The organism is Micromonospora sp. CNZ296, assembly GCF_007827635.1.
The window spans coordinates 1-17,229 of sequence record NZ_VISW01000009.1; the positions used below are offsets into that span (position 1 = coordinate 1).

The window sequence follows — 17,229 nt, forward strand, 5'->3', positions numbered from 1 at the left end:
GGATCAACGAAGAGCCACCCAAGTGATCACCAACGCCGAACCCTAACGGCAATCAGCCGAACCGATCACCACAGACATAGAAGCGTCTTGCACTTGCGGCCCGGACCAAGCTCGCAAAAGGGGTACCTGAAGGGCGGCAACTGCAAGATCGACCGGAACAGGGGAACAGGGGAACAGGGGGGTGTCCCTATGGGTTTCGTCAAGCGGGGACGGGGCTGGTGGGGCAGGGCGGGGGCGGGCGGTCAGGGGGAGAGGGTTCGGCGGACTGTGCGGGAGCCTCGCATGCGCTGGCGGGGCTGGGCAGCCGCTGCCTTCGGGCGCTTGAGGTGGTAGCGGTGCAACTCGTTGTTGCCCGGCAGCGACGGGTCCTCGCTCATCGCGACCAGTTCCCAGCCCTGGTCACCGGCCCGGTTCAGGTGGGCCAGCGCGGTGTCGCCGTACGGCGTCACGTCGATCATGGAGCCGTCCGGGCCGTACCAGATGAAGACGACCTCCCACCCGGCGTCGGTGGCGGCGGCCTGGCGGCGGCGGACCAGCAGCGCGTACTCCCACTTGAGCATGCGCTCATTGTGGACCCGCGCGCGCGGGTCGGCACGGATCAGTGTTCGGCGATCCGTCCGTCCGCCACGCGCAGCCGCCGGTTCACGCTCACCGCGTCGAGCATCCGCCGGTCGTGGGTCACCAGCAGCAGCGTTCCCGGGTAGCTCGCCAGCGCCGACTCCAACTGCTCGATCGCGGCCAGGTCGAGGTGGTTCGTCGGCTCGTCGAGCACCAGCAGGTTGACGCCCCGGCCCTGGAGCAGGGCCAGCGCGGCCCGGGTCCGCTCGCCGGGTGACAGCGTCGCCGCCGGCCGCAGCACATGCTCGGCGCGCAGCCCGAACTTGGCCAGCAGCGTCCGCACGTCCGCCGGGGCTAGATCGGGTACGGCGGCGCCGAACGCCTCCAGCAGCGGCTGGTCGCCGAGGAACAGTCCCCGGGCCTGGTCGACCTCACCGACCACCACACCGGGGCCGAGCGCGGCGTGTCCCTCGTCCAGCGGCAGCCGGCCGAGCAGCGCGGCGAGCAGGGTGCTCTTGCCGGAGCCGTTCGCCCCGGTGATCGCCACCCGGTCGGCCCAGTCGATCTGGAGGTCCACCGGGCCGAGCGTGAAGCCGCCACGGCGTACCACCGCTTGCCGGAGCGAGGCCACGACGGCGCCGGCGCGGGGCGCGGCGGCGATCTCCATCCGCAGTTCCCACTCCTTGCGCGGCTCCTCGACCACGTCCAGCCGCTCGATCAGCCGGGCGGTCTGCTTGGCCTTCGCGGCCTGCTTCTCGGTCGACTCGGCGCGGTACTTGCGGCCGATCTTGTCGTTGTCGGTGGCCTTGCGGCGGGCGTTCTTGACGCCCTTCTCCATCCACGCCCGCTGGGTGCGGGCGCGCGCCTCCAGGTCGGCCTTCGTGTCGGCGTACTCCTCGTACTCCTCGCGGGCGTGCCGGCGCGCCACCGCGCGCTCCTCCAGGTAGGCCGCGTAGCCGCCGCCGTAGTGCTTGACCTGCCGCTGGTGCAGGTCCAGCTCGACGATCCGGTTGACGGTGCGGGTGAGGAACTCCCGGTCGTGGCTGACCAGCACGGTCCCGGCGCGCAGGCCGGTGACGAAGCGTTCCAGCCGGTCCAGCCCGGCCAGGTCGAGGTCGTTGGTGGGCTCGTCGAGCAGGAAGACGTCGTACCGGCTGAGCAGCAGCGACGCGAGCCCGGCGCGGGCGGCCTGCCCGCCGGACAGTCCGGTCATCGGGTGGTCCAGGTCGACGTCGAGACCCAGCTCCGCCGCGACCTGCTCGGCCCGCTCGTCCAGATCCGCGCCGCCGAGGTCGAGCCAGCGTTCCAAGGCGTTCGCGTACGCGTCGTCGGCGCCCGCCGTCCCGGCGGTGAGCGCCTCGGTGGCGGCATCAAGCGCGGCCTGCGCGGCGGTCACCCCGGTCCGCCGGGCCAGGAAGCCGCGGACCGTCTCGCCGGGCCGGCGCTCCGGCTCCTGCGGCAGGTAGCCGACAGTCGCCGTGGGCGGGCTCAGCGCCACCGAGCCCTGCTCGCGGGGGGCAAGACCGGCGAGGGTACGCAGCAGCGTGGACTTGCCCGCGCCGTTGACCCCGACCAGCCCCACCACGTCGCCGGGTGCGACGACGAGGTCGAGGTCTTCGAAGAGGATGCGGTCACCGTGGCCGGCGGTGAGGTCCTTGGCGATCAACGTGGCGCTCATCAGGTGATCGAGCCTACCGGCGGGCGCATCCGGATTACCGTGACCCGCGCTCGCGGCGGCGCCGGTCTGAGGGAGACTCACAGCCGTGGTGACCACACTGGCGATCGACTGTGGTGGCGGCGGGATCAAGGCCTCCGTACTGGATGCCGCCGGAACCATGCGCGCGCGGCCGTTGCGCGTGCCCACGCCGTACCCGTTGCCGCCCGGCCTGTTCGTCAAGACGCTGCTGGATCTCGGCGCCCGCCTGCCCACGGCGGACCGGCTCACCGTCGGCATGCCCGGCATGATCCGGCACGGCGTCGTGGTGGCGACGCCGCACTACGTGACCCGTTCCGGGCCGCGCAGCCGCGTCGACCCCGAGTTGCTGGCCGAGTGGTCCGGGTACGACGCGCGCACCGCGCTGGCCGGGGCGTTCGGCGTACCGGCGCTGGTGCTCAACGACGCCGAGGTGCACGGCGCGGGCGTGGTCGCCGGGACCGGCTGCGAGCTGGTGCTGACGCTCGGCACCGGGCTGGGCAGCGCGTTGTTCGACGGCGGGGTGCTGGCGCCGCACCTGGAGCTGTCGCACGCGCCGGTGCGGTGGAACACCACCTACGACACGTACGTGGGGGAGCCGGAACGGCGGCGCCTCGGCGACGCGTTCTGGTCGCGGCGGATCCGGCAGGTGGTGGACGGTCTGCGGCCGGTGTTCCGCTGGGACCGGCTGTATCTCGGCGGCGGCAACTCCCGGCTGATTCGGCCCGAGCAGGTGGCCCGGATGGGCGACGACGTGGTGATCGTCCCGAACACGGCCGGAATCGTCGGTGGTGTCCGGGCCTGGGATCTGATCGGCGGCCGGTACGACCCGACCACGTGATCTTCGACCGCAGGAACACTCGCGCTTGCGCCGGTGTTGTGCCAGCGTCGGACCAAGGCTTGGCGCGACACGAGGAGGTGGGTCGAGTGGATCTTCTGGCGGAGTACCGGCGGGCGACCATGTTCTTCGAAGCGGGTGACCCGACCGGAGCGGCCCGGCTGCTCGAACCGATCATCGAGGCCGAGCCGGACAACTCCTCGGTCCGGCAGCTGCTGGCCCGCGCGTACTTCCAGTCGGCCCAGCTCAACCGGGCCGAGGAGCAGCTGCGCGCGCTGGTCGACCGCGACCCGAGCGACCACTACGCGCACCACGTGCTCGGCCGCACGCTGGAGCGGATGAACCGGCCCGTGGACGCGCTGCGGCACCTGCGCATCGCTGCCGCGATGTACTCGACGAACACCGACTACGCCACCGCCCTGCGCCGGGTGGAGGGCAAGGTCGGTCGTTGACTGATCACGCGGAAGGGCAGCCCGGGCGGGCTGCCCTTCCGCGTACCTAGGATGGGACCGTGAAGCTCAAGCTCGACCTCCACGACATCTACAACAAGGGCCACGACATCGACCGCGCGTTGCGCGGGATCATGGATGAGGCGGTGGCGAAGAAGGCCACGCTCGTGGAGATCATCCCGGGCAAGGGGTCGGGCGCGCTCAAGAAGAAGGTGCTGCGCTTCCTCGACCAGAAGGACGTGAAGCAGCTCTACCACCGGGTCGAGAAGGACTCGAAGAACTTCGGCCGGCTGTTCGTGCACTTCCGCTGGAAGTAGCGGTATACGAGCCACTTCAACCCGATCGACAACGTGAGGTGCAGAGGATGGACGAACATGCCGGCAAGCAGGAGGGGCCGTCCGCAGAAGAACTCGCGAGCCGCACCAGGTGGTTTGAGCAGTACGTCGAGGCGTTGAACCAGCGTTCTGTGGTGGCTGAAGCGGGTGGCGAACCCTACGCGTGTCCCTGCTGCCGGCACCCGACGCTCGAAGGGCGAGGTCAGTTCGAGATCTGCTTCGCCTGCGGTTGGGAGGACGACGGGCAGGACGACGAGGACGCTGACACGGTGCGGGGTGGCCCCAACGGTTCGCTCAGTCTGACGGATGCACGTCGTGCCTACGCCGAACGGCCGGTCAGTCTGTCGGATGCGCGGCGTGCCTATGCCGAGCGACGAGCCCGTTGGGAGCGCAGACGCCGTCGATCAACGCCCGGGACGGCTTGACGTGCTCGGACGGCACAGCCGGTGACTTCCGCGCTCTCGCCGAGAGTCACGCAGGTCCTGATACCGATCTGTCATGTGGATCCCGAGACCGGACAACGCTCAGGCGCTCTGGGGTGGTGGCGCCATCGCGTCTGCTCACCTCTGTCAGGCCGCGGTGAGCACCGTTATGGGGAGGCCGAAGGTGGTTGTTCCGGGACCGTGCCCGATGCCGATCAGGACCCGGTTGCCGAGCGGAGCGGCCAGGCGCACCACCACCTCGCGCTCCTCGGCGTAGGCCAGCCGATAGCCGTCTCCGTCGCGGGCGACCTCCACCGGTTCGACGAGCACCGCCGTGTCCGTCTCGAACACCACGGCGTCTGGGTAGTCGGCATATTGCGCGGGCGTTCCGATGAACCGGAACGTCAGAGTGCGCCCATCGTGCGCGAGCACGGCCTCCTCGTGATGAGCGGCTCCTACGCCGGGTGGCCGCCACGTCATCCGACGTTCGAAGTCCGGGTCCAGAGCGATGAACGGCCATCGCCGGTCGTCGGGGTGCATCATCCACGCCGGGAGTTCGCGAGTGCCTCGGTCGGTGGCGAACGGTCCGTTCGCCCGGATGATGTTCGCCAGCGGTCTCTGCGCCCCGCTCTGCACGTCACGGCAGTAGTCGACGGCGGCCGGCGCGATCTCCGGCGGCAACTCGGACTCCGGGACGCCGGGGGCGTCGAACAACGACCGCCACTGCGTGTCCACCATGAGTCGGTCGAGCGCCGTGACGCCCATCGCTGTCAGCACGATCGGGCGCGGCTCGCGGTGAACGGGGAAACCGTCCCACATCGCCAGCGCCTGCCGTACACGCTCCGGATCGCTTGGCACGTCGCCAGCCTAGCCACGTGGATACTTGGCGGCGTGTCCCAGTCGGCGAATCGCCCCCGCCGGCGAGTTGCTGCGCCTTCAGTTCACCGAGCCGTACGCCGCCTACGACATGGGGGAATTCGGTGAGACGCGCGTCGGACCGGCGCAGCGTCCTGATCTGCTGGCGCTGCTGCCGGGGCATCGGCTGCTGAACGCCGCGCCCATCCACGGCGGCACGACGCAGCCCGCAGGTCTCCTGCTGCGGTTGGCAGACCACGAGTAGCCGGTTACGCCGGGCGGCCACCGAACACCCAGTGGTGCACCTCCACCTCGGCGTATCGGTCGGCGTCCAGCGCCGCGCGCGCCTCGTCCGGCCCGGTCGCCCGCACCAGCGCCGCCGTACCGAGCCACCTCGCGCCGTCGTCGGACAGCAGCGGCCCGTACGCGATCAGCTCGTCCTGCCGCTGCGGCAGCACCGGACCTGCACTCTGCTCCGGACCGAGGCCGAGCACCAGGTAGCGGTTGCCGCCGGTCCGGCCGCCGGGGAACTCCCACATGGTGCGGCCCAGCATGTTGCGCCACCGGCGCAGCATCACGTCCCGGTACGCGCCGGCCTGGTAGTTGGGCTCGTCGAAGGCGAACGTCCGGGCGGCGGCGGGGCCGGGCAGGGCCAGGATGTGCACGCTGCCGGTCGGTGAACCGTCGTCGGCGAGGGTCGGGCCGCGAGCGATCATCTGCTCCGCGTACCCGTCCATGTAGGACCAGTGCTCCTCGATCAGCGCCTGGCGCAGAGTTGCCGAGTCGAGCCGATCGCGGTGGTAGCAGAAGAATTCCATGACCCGAGTCTCGCGGTCGATCAGCAGACGTAGCCACTTTTTTGTGGGTACTTGTCGGCGTGCCCGACCGCGACGAACCTGGTTGTGGGCGGAGGCGGAAAAGGGTGGTCAGGAGGCGGTGCGGGCTTCGGCGAGTTTGTCCAGGCGGCGGTGGCCCCAGTCGGAGAGGGGAGCCAGCGCCTCGGCGAGGTCGCGGCCGAACGGGGTCAGCGAGTACTCGGTCTTCAACGGCAGCACCTCGTACGCCTCCCGGTGCACCAGTCCGTCGCCCTCCATCTCCCGTAACGCCTGAGTCAGCACCTTCTCGGTGAGGCCCGGAAGCTGCCGGCGCAGCTCTCCGGGGCGGCGCGGGCCGGATTCCAGCAGCCAGAGCAGGGCTGTCTTCCACTTGCCGTCGATCACGGCGATCGCGGCCGTCACTCCACAGACGTTCAGATCCTGGGCCCGGCTGCGCGTCATCTGCGTCCCGTTCGACAAGAGGAGTCTGCGTGAACATCAATCCCGACAAGTCTGTCACGGTGCTCGGTCTGGGACCGATGGGTCGTGCGCTGGCCGGCGCCTTCCTGAGCGCCGGAGTGCCGACGACGGTCTGGAATCGCACGCCCGGCAAGGATCGTGAGCTGGTCGAGCGGGGCGCGACGAGCGCCCGGACCGCTGAGGAGGCGGTCGCCGCGAGCGAGCTGACTGTGGTCTGCGTGGTGAACTACGACGCGTCGGACGCCATCCTGCGACGCGAGGCGGTGGCCGCCGCACTCACGGGCCGAACGGTCGTCAGCCTGACGGCCGACACCCCGGACCGGGCCCGGGACACCGCGCGGTGGGCGGCCGGACACGCCATCCGGTACCTGGACGGCGCGATCATGACGCCGACCACCACCATCGGCACCCCGGACGCGGTGCTCATCTACAGCGGTCCGGCCGGCCTCTACCAGGAGCACCAGCCGGTGCTCGACGCGCTGGGCGGCACCCACACGCACCTCGGCGAGGAGATCGGGCGCGCGGCGGCGTACGACATCGCGCTGCTCGACATCTTCTGGACCGCGATGGCGGGTTATGCGCACGCGCTGGCGGTGGCCAAGGCGGAGGGCGTGACGGCGCGGGAACTCGTGCCGTTCGCCGCCGGCATCGCCGCGATCCTGCCGCCGATCTTCGAGGAGGGTGCGGCGGAGATGGACACGGGGATCTTCCCCGGCGACGGCAACCCGATCACCTCCGCCGTGTCCTCCATGGCCCACATCGTCCACACGTCCGAGGCGCACGGCATCGACGCCGGGGTGATGCGCGCGGCCGAGGGCATGGCCCGCCGGGCCGTCGGGCTGGGCCACGGCGCGGACGGTTTCCTGCGGGTCGCCGAGGTGCTGGGGCGGCGCTGACCCACAACCAGTACGCCGAGGTGGCGGTATCCCGGCGCGCGGATACCGCCACTCCGGCGAGGTGGTGTCGATCAAACGGTGGTCAGAGCGGGTACGTGCGCGCCACCGCCAGCATCTCCGAGCTGTGCGAGCCGACAACCCCCACGCCCGCCGGCCGCTCCCGGAACCCGGGCACCCCGGACAGTCCGTCACTGGCGTCCATGGCCCGCACCGACACCGCACCGCCGCGCGGCACGAGCGTCAGCGTCACCTCGACGCCCTCCGGCGGCGGGGCGTGGAACACGACCCCGAATCCCCACTTCCCGTCGCCCGGCTCGACCGGCACGTTCCGCCCGGCCACGGTGGCGGACCGCACCGTCGCGGTGCTGGTGTCGACGTGCATCGTGAGCAGGCGTACCTGCCGCTGCGGCACCACCCGTACCCGCAGCACACGCTGGCCGCCGTTGCGGGTGTCGGAGAGCGTCTCCACCTTCGGCGCGGGCAGCGGCGCGGCGGTGGCCGGTCCGGCGCGCATCTCGCCGTTGCCCAGCCCGGGGAACTCGTCGGCCACCGCGATGCTCCGGTCGACGTAGCCGTCGGTCCAGGGCTGCGGCTTCTCCTCGCGAGTCAGCCAGGCCGCCTTCCCGGTGCCCGCATCCAGCGCGTACATCAGATGGGTCGGCACGGGATGCGCGGCGTCGAAGCGGTCCACCGCGAGGCCGACCCCGGCGAGCACCACCGCCGCCAGCGCGGCCGCCGCGGCGGGCAGCGCGCCGAGCCGGCGTGCGCGCAGCGCGAGCAGGCCGCGCTGGCCGCCGGCCCGGGGGTGCAGCAGGTCCACCACCGGGAGTACGGCGAGGCCGAGCAGCACCGCGACGAGCGCGGCTACCGCGCCCATGCCCATGCCGAGCGCCGGGAACAGCAGCACCACCGGAGGCAGCAGGATCACCACTGCCACCGCAGCGGCGAGCGTCACCGCGACCACCGGCCACGGTCCGTCGCGGCGGGTGGCGAGCGCGGCGAAACCGGCGAGCGCGCCGGCCAGCGCCGGCAGTGTCGTCAGGTACGCCCCGCCGGGCACCGCCACGGCGAGCAGCACACCGAACACGGCCAGCCAGGCCAGCCCGCCGAACGCCAGCGCGGCCGGGCCGACCCGGCGGCGCAGCAGCGCGTACCAGCAGAACAGCACCGCGGCGGCGAGCGCCACGACGGCGAGCCGGTACCAGACCGGGCGGTACGGGTCGAGCAGCTCGGCGTACCCGGGGCGGATCGTGGTGATCGCGGCCCAGAGCAGCCACGCGCCGAGCGGGGCCACGACGACCGGCACCAGGGTCAGGCCGAAGCCGGCGGCGAGCGTGCCGGCGGTGGCCCGGCCCCGGCGGCGCAGGAACCAGCCGAGCGCGCCGACAGCGAGCAGCGCGGCCACTGCGAGCGGCAGGGTCAGCCAGCCGGGGTAGCGGACCAGGCCGCCGAGCACGGGGAAGTAGGTGTCGTCGTGGCCGGCGCGCAGGTCGCCCAGGTCGGTACGGCCGAACTCGCGGGCCAGGCCGAGCGCGTTGTCACCGTGCATCTGGAGGCTGCCCCGGTCCATCCGGGCCGGCACGTCCAGCGGGGTGTGGTAGATCGCGCCGCCGTCGATGTACGCGGAGTTGAGCCCGACGAACTCGCGGTCGAGGAACGCGGTGAAGTCGGTGTCGTTCGGCAGCGCCCGGTAGATCTCCACCGCGAACGAGGTGCCCACCGGGTGCGGGGCGGCCTTGCCGAAGATCTCGACCAGCTTCGCGTTGTTCCGGGACGTCTCGAACATGATCACCGGACCGGTGGAGCCGCGCGCCTCCAGGTTGAGCACCACCCCGCCGTCACGGGCGAGCGGATGGTCGCCGGCGAACCCGGCGGCCCCGCACAGGCACGCCTCCTCCGCGTCGGTCAGCGCGAAGACGATGTCGTTGCGGGGGCGTGGGCCGGTGGTCAGCGCCCGGGCCACCTCCAGGATCGCGGCGGTGCCGGCGGCGTCGTCGTTGCCGCCCGGCCCGGTCTGCACCGAGTCGTAGTGCGAGACCAGGAACACCTTCCCGGTCGGGTCGGTGCCGGGGAGCCGGGCCACCACGTTGCGGACCCGGGCCAGCGTCGCCCCGCCCGCCGCGCCGGACAGCTGCCCGGCCTCGGGCGCGACCGCGTCCTGCACCTCGGTCTGAAGGCCCAGCCCGCGCAGCGTCGCCACCAGGTGCTCGCGCACCCGGTCGTTCGCGGCGCTGCCGGCCACGTGCGGCTCGGCCGCGATCACCTCGACGTTCCGGAACGCCCGGGCGGCGCTGAACTCGCCCTCGGGCGCGTCCGCCGGGCGCGGTGCCGGGGTGGAGAGGCCGACCAGGACGCCCGCCCCGACGGCGAGCAGCGCGGCGAGCGCGGCCAGGGCGGCGATCGGCCGGCGGCGGGGCCTGGTGAACGCGCGGTCGGCGGGGCGGGTGGGGGGTGCGCCCACGGGGACTCCTCGGGGTGGATCTACGGGGTGGGGATCATCCTGCACCCCCGGGGCCTGCGGCGGCAGTCCCCGGTCGGTGCGCTGCCGGTGTGACACCGCTTGCGGCGTAACATCGTGGGTCGACCGTGCCGCTGTCCGGATGGACGTGTCACACGCTCCGCCGCACCGGCAGCGGTCGCGCGGTGTGCGACTGTTGTCTGAGTCAGGATCAGCAGGGCATTCGGAAGGAGCCCGACATCACCAGCGAACTCCCGCGACTCGCGGCGGTTACCCGACCGCAGCGGGGTTCCGGCATGTCGGGTGCCGTCCGCGTGCCGTCGGCCGGGGCAGGGCTGCACGGCGGCGTACCGCCGGGCGAGCGGCTGCGGGTGCTGCTGGTCGAGGACGACGAGGGCGACGCCTTCCTGGTCGGTGAGCTGCTCGCCGAGACCAACTCGATGATCGACCTGCTGGTCGCCACCAGCCTCAGCGAGGCCCGGCAGCGGGTGATGGGCGTGGACTGCGTCCTGCTCGACCTGGGTCTGCCGGACGCGCAGGGCCTGGACGGGCTGCGCCGGGTGCTGGAGATGGCCAGCGGCGCCGCGGTCTGCGTGCTGACCGGCCGCTCGGACGAGCACCTGGGCATCGTCGCGGTCGCCGAGGGGGCGCAGGACTACCTGGTCAAGGGCCAGGTCGACGGTGTCCTGCTGACCCGGGCGCTGCGGTACGCGGTCGAGCGCAAGCGGGCCGACGAGAACGCCCGCCGGCTGCGTGAGGTGGAGCTGCGCCAGGCCGAGTCCGCCCGCCTGGAGCGCGGCCTGCTGCCGCAGCCGCTGATGACCACCGACGAGGTGTCGGTGCACACGTTCTACCGGCCCGGCCGGCACGCCGCGCTGATCGGCGGCGACTTCTACGACGTGGTGCAGACCCAGCCGGACCGGATCGACCTGATCGTCGGCGACGTCTGCGGGCACGGCGTGGACGAGGCGGCGCTCGGTGTCGAACTGCGCGTCGCCTGGCGGGCCCTGGTGCTGGCCGGGGTGCCGGACGACGAGGTGCTGCCCGCGCTGGAGCAGGTGCTGATGAGCGAGCGCCGCCTCCAGGAGATCTTCGCGACGGTGGCCACCACACGGCTCGACCTGGCGTCGGCGCGGGCCACCGTACGCCTCGCCGGTCACCCGCCGCCGCTGCTGCTCAGCGGCGGCAAGGTCGCGCCGGTGCCGGCCAAGGGCGGGTTGCTGCTGGGCGTACGCCCGCGCCGCCCGGTCGCCTTCGACCTGGAGTTCGACACCGACGACTGGTCCCTGCTGATGTACACCGACGGCCTCATCGAGGGCCGGGTGGACGGCGGGGACGAACGCCTCGACGTGCCGGGCCTGACCGGGCTGCTCGCCGAACCGGCGAACCGGGCGGTGCCGCTGGCCGAGCTGCCCGCCTGGCTGGTCGGGCGCGCCGAGCAGATAAACGGCGGCCCGCTCGCCGACGACGTGGCGATGTTGCTGGTCACGCGGGGCAGCGGCCGGTGAGCGCCGAGCCGGCTCCGCGGTCGCGAACGAAGATGACGCAGTGAGCGCGAAGGGCGACGGGGAGGAACCTGTGAAGGCGTACCAGCAGGGGTGGACCCTGCGGCGGCGGGTGGTCGCGCTCCTCGGCGTGGTGCTGGTGCTGCTGCTCGGTCTGGCCGCCGCGGAGGCGGCGGTCGCCGCGAAGAACCGCGAGAACATCGACGCGGTGCTGCTCAAGACCGGCCCGCTGCGCGTCCAGGCGCAGGAGCTGATGAGCGTGCTGCTCGACCAGGAGACGTCGGTGCGCGGGTACGCGGTGAACGGCGACCGCAGCGACCTGGAGCCCTACCAGGAGGGCGTGAAGCGCGAGCAGAGCCTGGTCACCTCGATCCGGGACCTCTCCGCCGACTACCCGGACGTGCGGCGGTCGCTGGACGTGGTCGAGCAGCAGACCGCACAGTGGCGGGCCCAGGTGGCCGAGCCGGTCATCACCACTGTCGAGCGGGACGGCGCGGAGGCCGGCCAGGCGCTGATCACGGACGCGACCCGGCAGCAGTTCGACGGCATCAGGGCGTCGGTGAACACGCTCCAGGACGAGATCCTCACCGTCCGGGAGGAGACCGCCGACCGGGTCAACTCGACCAGCAACACGCTCGTCGTGCTGCTGATCATCGCCGCGCTCGTGGTGACGGCGGCCGGCGTGGTCATGCTGCTCTCGCTGGACCGGATCCTGATCCGCCCGCTGGCCGACCTGGTCGGTCAGGTGCGTGAGGTGGCCGACGGCGACTACCGGCACCGCATCGAGGGGTCCGGGCCGCCGGAGTTCCGCCGGCTCGCCGACGACATCGACCAGATGCGGATGAAGATCGCCCGGGAGCTGGACGAGGTACGCGAGGCCCGGGAGCGCATCGAGTGGGTCAACAGCCAGTTGCAGAAGCAGGCCGAGGAGCTGACCCGGTCCAACCGTGACCTGGAGCAGTTCGCGTACGTCGCCTCGCACGACCTCCAGGAGCCGCTGCGCAAGGTGGCGAGCTTCTGCCAGCTCCTCCAGCGGCGGTACGCCGGGCAGCTCGACGAGCGGGCCGACCAGTACATCGCGTTCGCGGTGGACGGCGCGCAGCGCATGCAGCGGCTGATCAACGACCTGCTGGCGTTCTCCCGGATCGGCCGGTTGACCACCGGTTTCACCGAGGTCGACCTGAACAAGGTGATGGGCGACGTGGCGGGGCAGACCGAGGCGGCGTTGCAGTACGCCGACGCGGAGCTGACCTGGGGCGAGATGCCGACCATCCGCGGCGAGGAGCCGCTGCTGACCAACCTGCTGGTCAACCTGGTCAGCAACTCGGTGAAGTTCCGCCGGCCCGACGTGCCGGCGAAGGTGCACGTGTCGGCGCGGCTGGTGGACGGCGAGTGGGAGATCAGCTGCCGGGACAACGGCATCGGGATCGAACCGGAGTTCGCCGACAAAATCTTCGTGATCTTCCAGCGGCTGCACTCGAAGGACGCGTACCCGGGCACCGGCATCGGACTGGCCATCGTCAAGAAGATCGTGGAGTATCACGGCGGCCGGGTCTGGGTGGACACCGACGCCGACGAGGGCACCACCATCCGGTTCACGCTGCCCGCGCTGGAGGCCGACATCGAGGCCGCCAAGGCGGCGGAGGCGGCAGCGGACGGGGACGCCGCGGACGGGGACGCCGCGGAGCCGGCCGGAACGCCGGCCGCCGAGGGCGCCGAGACCGACCCGGCGGGCGCCGGGCGGCAGCCGGACGGCGAGGCACGCGAAGAGCCGCCCGCGCAGGCGGACCGACACGGTACAAACGGTGGCATGAAGGAGACGGTGGGATGACCGCGCCCGCGGACGGCAAGAGCCCGATCGAGGTCCTGCTCGTCGAGGACGACCCCGGTGACGTGCTGATGACCCAGGAGGCGTTCGAGGAGCACAAGCTCCGCAACCGCCTCACCGTCGTCTCCGACGGCGCCGAGGCGCTCGCCTACCTGCGCCGCGAGGGCCGGTACGCGGACGCGGTGACGCCCGACCTGATCCTGCTCGACCTGAACCTGCCCCGGCGCGACGGCCGGGAGGTGCTCAAGGAGATCAAGAAGGACGCGCAGCTCTGCCGCATCCCGGTCGTGGTGCTCACCACCTCGCAGGCCGACGAGGACATCCTGCGCAGCTACCAGCTGCACGCCAACGCCTACGTGACCAAGCCGGTGGACTTCGAGCGCTTCATCTCGGTGGTCCGCCAGATCGACGAGTTCTTCGTCAGCGTGGTCAAGCTGCCGCCGCGTGGCTGACCCGCTGCTGGACGACGTCGGCGCGCTGCTGCGGGAGGCGGCGGCCAAGGTCGTCGTGCCGTTGTTCCGCCGGCTCGACGCGTCCGACATCTCCGAGAAGGCACCGGGCGAGGTGGTCACGGTCGCCGACCGCGAGGCCGAGGCGCTGATCTCCGAGGGACTGCGGCGGCTGCGTCCCGGCTCGGTGGTGGTCGGCGAGGAGGCCGTCGCCGACGATCCCGACCTGCTGCGGCACCTGCGCGGCAGCGGCGACGTCTGGCTCGTCGACCCGGTCGACGGCACCTCCAACTTCGCCGCCGGCCGCCGGCCGTTCGCACTGATGGCGGCGCTGCTCACCGACGGCGTACCGGTGGCGTCCTGGGTGTACGACCCGCTCGACGGCACGATGGCGGCGGGCCGGCTCGGCGCCGGCGCCCGGCTGGACGGGGCGTCGCTGGGTGCGCCGCGGGCCGAGCCGAGGGTGGGCGCGCTGCGCGGCACCGCGGCGACGAAGTTCCTGCCCCCGGATTTCCGCCGCCGGGTGGAGGAGGGAGGCCGCCGCATCGGTGAGCTGCTGCCCGGCCAGCACTGCGCCGGCCGGGAATACCTGGACGTGCTCACCGGCGAGCAGCAGTTCGTGCTGTTCTGGCGCACCCTGCCGTGGGACCACACACCCGGCACGTTGCTGGTGCGCGAGGCCGGTGGCGTGGCCCGCCGGTTCGACGGTGCCGACTACCACCCGGCCGACGAGGGCCGGGGACTGCTCGTGGCGGCGAGCCCGGAGATCTGGGACGAGGTGAGCGCCGCCCTGCTGGGCGGTTGAGCGGCGCTGCGCGACGGGCACGGCACGCTGCGTCGACGTCGGAGGCCGTACGCCGTCGCCGGCCTGGCGTGTCGCGCGTGGTCCGGTATCGTGACCGGCGGTCTCCGCCAGCAGGCCGCCGTCCGGCGCCGGCGGAGACGCCGCTCGGTGTACGGGGGCCGGCGGTCGACGGAAGGACCAACACGTGCCCAGGACCAGCCCTACCGGCCGGCGCGTCCGGCGGTCGCTGCTCGCCGCGTTCGCCGCGGTGGCCGTGCTGCTCGGCTCCGGCGTGGCCGCCGGCCCGGCCGCCGCCGTACCCAGCCCGAACGCCCCGAACGAGGGCGGCAGCAAGCAGTTGCGGGCGGCGTTGGAGGCGGCGGCGAAGGGCCACATCGAGGCCCAGAACAAGCTGGAGAACTCCAAGCGCCGGCAGAAGGCGCTCGCCGCCCAGCTCACCGACATCGAGGGACGCCTCGTCGGGCTCAGCGCGCAGGCCGGTGAGGTCGCCGCGCAGTCGTACCGGATGGGCCGGCTGACCGCGACGTCGATGCTGCTGGCCAGCGCCGACCCGAACGACTTCCTCAAGCGCGCGGCCGAGCTGGACGTGATGGCCCAGCGCGACAGCAAGCGGCTGCGGGAGCTGGCCGACGCGAAGGCGCAGGCGGCCGAGGCGAAGCTCGCCATCGACGCCGAGGTGCGCGAGCAGGCCAAGCAGGTCGCCGTGCAGGCCCGCAAGAAGAAGGACGCCGAGGTGGCGCTGGCGAAGGTCAGCTCCGGCGCCGGGTCCGGGTTCAACGGCACCTCCTCGTCGGCGAAGCCCGCCCCGCGCAACTCGGACGGCTCGTGGCCGTCGGAGTCCTGCTCGGTCGACGACCCGACGCCCGCGTCCGGCTGCATCACCCCGCGCACGCTGCACATGCTCCAGCAGGCCAAGTCGGCCGGTTACAAGCGCTACGCCTCGTGTCACCGCAGCGGTGGCGGCGGCGAGCACCCCAAGGGCCGGGCCTGCGACTTCTCCGCGGCCAGCGGCGGGTTCGAGGACAAGACCGCCACCGGTGGCGACAAGGCGTACGGCGACAGCCTCGCCGCCTGGGCGAAGAACAACGCCAACCGGCTCGGCATCATGTACGTCATCTGGTATCGGCAGATCTGGATGCCGAACACCGGCTGGCGGGCGTACAGCGGCGGCGGCAGCCCGGCGGCGGACCACACAAACCATGTTCACATCTCGATGTATTGACCCGGCCCGCCGCGAGCGCTGCGTAGCATCGCCACGGTGAGCAGCACATCGTCCGACGTCATCGCGGGACCGGCGGCCGACGCCCCGGTCCCGCCCCGGGCCCTGCCCAACGGGCTCGCCGCGTTCCTCGTCTTCCTCTCCAGCGGGGCCGTGCTGGTGCTGGAGACCGTGTCGTTGCGCCTGGTCGGCCCGTACGTCGGGGTGACCCTCCAGGTGACCAGTTCGGTGATCGGCATGGCGCTCGCCGCCATCGCGTACGGGGCGTGGTTCGGCGGCTGGCTCGCCGACCGGCGTGACCCGCGCACCCTGCTGGCTCCGGCGCTGGTGCTGGCCGGCATCGCCACCGCAATCACGCTGCCCATCGTCAGGTACGCCGGTGAGGCGCTGCGCGGCGGCGCGGCGAGCGCGGTGCTCCTGCTGACCGCGCTGACCGTCCTGCTGCCCGCCGCGCTGCTGGCCGGGATCACCCCGCTCGTGGTGAAGCTCCAGCTCGCCGACCTGCGCCGGACCGGGCAGGTGGTGGGCAAGCTGTCCGGCATCGGTACGCTCGGCGGCATCACCGCCACGCTCGGCACCGGTTTCGTGCTGGTGGCGGCGCTGTCCAGCACCGTCATCGTGCTGGGGCTGGCCGCCGTGCTCGGCGTGACCGGGCTGGCGCTCGGCTTCTGGCTGCGACGGCAGGCCGGCCCGAGCGGACTGTCCGCGCCGGGCCGGGTCAAGGCCGCGCTGGCGTTGCTCGGGCTCGCCGCCGCCGGGCTCACCGCCGCGGCGCCGAACCCGTGCGACGTGGAGACCGCGTACCACTGCGCCCGCGTCGAGGTGGACCCGTCCTGGCCGCAGGGACGCACGCTCTACCTCAACTCGGCCGAGCACTCGTACGTCGACCTGGGCGAGCCGACCCACCTCAAGTACGCGTACACGCAGTGGATCGGCCTGGTCGCGGACGTGGCGCGGCCGGCGAAGCAGCCGATGGACGCGCTGCACCTGGGCGGCGGTGGCTTCACGGTGCCGCACTACCTGGCCGCGACCCGGCCCGGCAGCGACAACCTGGTGTTCGAACTCGACGGCGGCCTGGTCGAGCTGGACCGGCGGGAGCTGGGCCTGCGTACCGGCACGCAGATGCGCGCCGAGGTGGGTGACGCGCGGGTGCTGCTGCGCGGCGAGCCGGCCGACAGCCGCGACTTCATCGTCGGCGACGCCTTCGGCCACCTGGTGGTGCCGTGGCACCTGGCGACCCGGGAGATGGCCGCCGACATCCGCCGGGTGCTGCGCCCGGACGGGATCTACGTGCAGAACGTCATCGACTACCCGCCGGGCCGGTTCATCCGGGCCGAGCTGGCCACCGTGAAGGCCGAGTTCGCGCACGTCGCGCTGATCGCCCCGCCCGGCGCGATCGACGGGAGGCAGGGCGCCAACTTCGTGATCGTCGCCTCGGACGCGCCGCTGCCGCTCGCCGCGATCCCGCCCGGCCTCAAGCTGCTGCCCGAGCCGGCCGCGCTGATGGACGAGGCGGCGGTGACCGAGTGGGTGGGCGACGCGATGGTGCTCACCGACGACTACGCGCCGGTGGACCAACTGCTCGCGACCGCCTGAACGGGTGAACTTCCTGACCGATTCCGAC

The 17,229-nt window shown here is 72.5% G+C and carries 18 protein-coding genes; 12 read left to right on the forward strand and 6 right to left on the reverse strand.

Going from position 1 to position 17,229, the window contains the following annotated elements; genetic code table 11:
* Positions 1 to 242: 242 nt before the first annotated feature.
* Both FB455_RS16005 and FB455_RS16010 read right to left on the reverse strand, forming a co-directional pair.
* The gene (locus FB455_RS16005) at positions 243 to 560 is read right to left on the reverse strand and encodes a hypothetical protein (protein WP_013288728.1); all 318 of its coding nucleotides are present in this window, start codon (positions 558 to 560) and stop codon (positions 243 to 245) included.
* A 38-nt stretch (positions 561 to 598) separates the two neighbouring features.
* Complete coding sequence (locus FB455_RS16010) at positions 599 to 2,236, reverse strand: ABC-F family ATP-binding cassette domain-containing protein (RefSeq protein ID WP_071097666.1); 1,638 nt, start codon at positions 2,234 to 2,236, stop codon at positions 599 to 601.
* Positions 2,237 to 2,321: 85 nt separating this feature from the next.
* On the opposite strand from FB455_RS16010, the gene FB455_RS16015 reads away from it, so the two are divergent.
* From FB455_RS16015 to FB455_RS16030, 4 genes are all read left to right on the forward strand, one after another.
* On the forward strand, positions 2,322 to 3,092 hold the full coding sequence (locus FB455_RS16015; RefSeq protein WP_013288726.1) for an ROK family protein: 771 nt from the start codon (positions 2,322 to 2,324) through the stop codon (positions 3,090 to 3,092).
* Between the two features lie 86 nt (positions 3,093 to 3,178).
* On the forward strand, positions 3,179 to 3,541 hold the full coding sequence (locus FB455_RS16020) for a tetratricopeptide repeat protein (protein ID WP_013288725.1): 363 nt from the start codon (positions 3,179 to 3,181) through the stop codon (positions 3,539 to 3,541).
* A 59-nt stretch (positions 3,542 to 3,600) separates the two neighbouring features.
* A complete protein-coding gene (locus FB455_RS16025; protein ID WP_013288724.1) occupies positions 3,601 to 3,855 on the forward strand; it encodes a Smr/MutS family protein in 255 nt (84 codons plus the stop codon).
* 47 nt (positions 3,856 to 3,902) lie between these two features.
* On the forward strand, positions 3,903 to 4,298 hold the full coding sequence (locus FB455_RS16030) for a CPCC family cysteine-rich protein (RefSeq protein ID WP_083395376.1): 396 nt from the start codon (positions 3,903 to 3,905) through the stop codon (positions 4,296 to 4,298).
* A gap of 144 nt (positions 4,299 to 4,442) precedes the next feature.
* On the opposite strand, the gene FB455_RS16035 is transcribed toward FB455_RS16030, so the two are convergent.
* A complete protein-coding gene (locus tag FB455_RS16035; protein WP_363800079.1) occupies positions 4,443 to 5,072 on the reverse strand; it encodes a hypothetical protein in 630 nt (209 codons plus the stop codon).
* A gap of 148 nt (positions 5,073 to 5,220) precedes the next feature.
* On the opposite strand from FB455_RS16035, the gene FB455_RS16040 reads away from it, so the two are divergent.
* Positions 5,221 to 5,415 carry a hypothetical protein gene (locus FB455_RS16040; RefSeq protein ID WP_356997722.1) on the forward strand — a complete coding sequence of 65 codons (195 nt, stop codon included), beginning with the start codon at positions 5,221 to 5,223 and terminating at the stop codon, positions 5,413 to 5,415.
* Positions 5,416 to 5,419: 4 nt separating this feature from the next.
* On the opposite strand, the gene FB455_RS16045 is transcribed toward FB455_RS16040, so the two are convergent.
* Positions 5,420 to 5,968, reverse strand: a complete 549-nt coding sequence (locus FB455_RS16045; protein WP_145753887.1) for a YciI family protein — start codon at positions 5,966 to 5,968, stop codon at positions 5,420 to 5,422.
* Positions 5,969 to 6,076: 108 nt separating this feature from the next.
* The gene (locus tag FB455_RS16050) at positions 6,077 to 6,427 is read right to left on the reverse strand and encodes a winged helix-turn-helix transcriptional regulator (RefSeq protein ID WP_069088010.1); all 351 of its coding nucleotides are present in this window, start codon (positions 6,425 to 6,427) and stop codon (positions 6,077 to 6,079) included.
* Between the two features lie 29 nt (positions 6,428 to 6,456).
* Between FB455_RS16050 and FB455_RS16055 the strand changes: the two genes are divergently transcribed.
* Positions 6,457 to 7,341: an NAD(P)-dependent oxidoreductase gene (locus tag FB455_RS16055; RefSeq protein ID WP_145753889.1), complete on the forward strand. Its 885-nt coding sequence runs from the start codon at positions 6,457 to 6,459 to the stop codon at positions 7,339 to 7,341.
* Positions 7,342 to 7,423: 82 nt separating this feature from the next.
* On the opposite strand, the gene FB455_RS16060 is transcribed toward FB455_RS16055, so the two are convergent.
* Positions 7,424 to 9,802 (reverse strand): M28 family peptidase, encoded by a 2,379-nt coding sequence (locus FB455_RS16060; RefSeq protein ID WP_145753892.1) that lies wholly within the window; start codon positions 9,800 to 9,802, stop codon positions 7,424 to 7,426.
* A gap of 293 nt (positions 9,803 to 10,095) precedes the next feature.
* Between FB455_RS16060 and FB455_RS16065 the strand changes: the two genes are divergently transcribed.
* The 6 genes from FB455_RS16065 to FB455_RS16090 all read left to right on the forward strand — a co-directional run bounded on the left by FB455_RS16065 (position 10,096) and on the right by FB455_RS16090 (position 17,201).
* The gene (locus FB455_RS16065; protein WP_145753894.1) at positions 10,096 to 11,307 is read left to right on the forward strand and encodes a fused response regulator/phosphatase; all 1,212 of its coding nucleotides are present in this window, start codon (positions 10,096 to 10,098) and stop codon (positions 11,305 to 11,307) included.
* Between the two features lie 70 nt (positions 11,308 to 11,377).
* On the forward strand, positions 11,378 to 13,135 hold the full coding sequence (locus FB455_RS16070) for a sensor histidine kinase (RefSeq protein WP_145754098.1): 1,758 nt from the start codon (positions 11,378 to 11,380) through the stop codon (positions 13,133 to 13,135).
* Positions 13,132 to 13,584, forward strand: coding sequence for a response regulator (locus tag FB455_RS16075; protein WP_013288716.1), 453 nt, complete (start codon positions 13,132 to 13,134; stop codon positions 13,582 to 13,584). The genes FB455_RS16070 and FB455_RS16075 overlap by 4 nt, the downstream gene beginning before the upstream one ends.
* Complete coding sequence (locus FB455_RS16080) at positions 13,577 to 14,386, forward strand: inositol monophosphatase family protein (protein WP_030269228.1); 810 nt, start codon at positions 13,577 to 13,579, stop codon at positions 14,384 to 14,386. The genes FB455_RS16075 and FB455_RS16080 overlap by 8 nt, the downstream gene beginning before the upstream one ends.
* 184 nt (positions 14,387 to 14,570) lie before the next feature.
* Entirely contained in the window at positions 14,571 to 15,608 is a 1,038-nt protein-coding gene (locus tag FB455_RS16085; RefSeq protein ID WP_013288714.1) for a VldE C-terminal domain-containing protein, read from the forward strand.
* A 36-nt stretch (positions 15,609 to 15,644) separates the two neighbouring features.
* Positions 15,645 to 17,201: a fused MFS/spermidine synthase gene (locus tag FB455_RS16090; protein WP_071097679.1), complete on the forward strand. Its 1,557-nt coding sequence runs from the start codon at positions 15,645 to 15,647 to the stop codon at positions 17,199 to 17,201.
* Positions 17,202 to 17,229 lie beyond the last annotated feature (28 nt).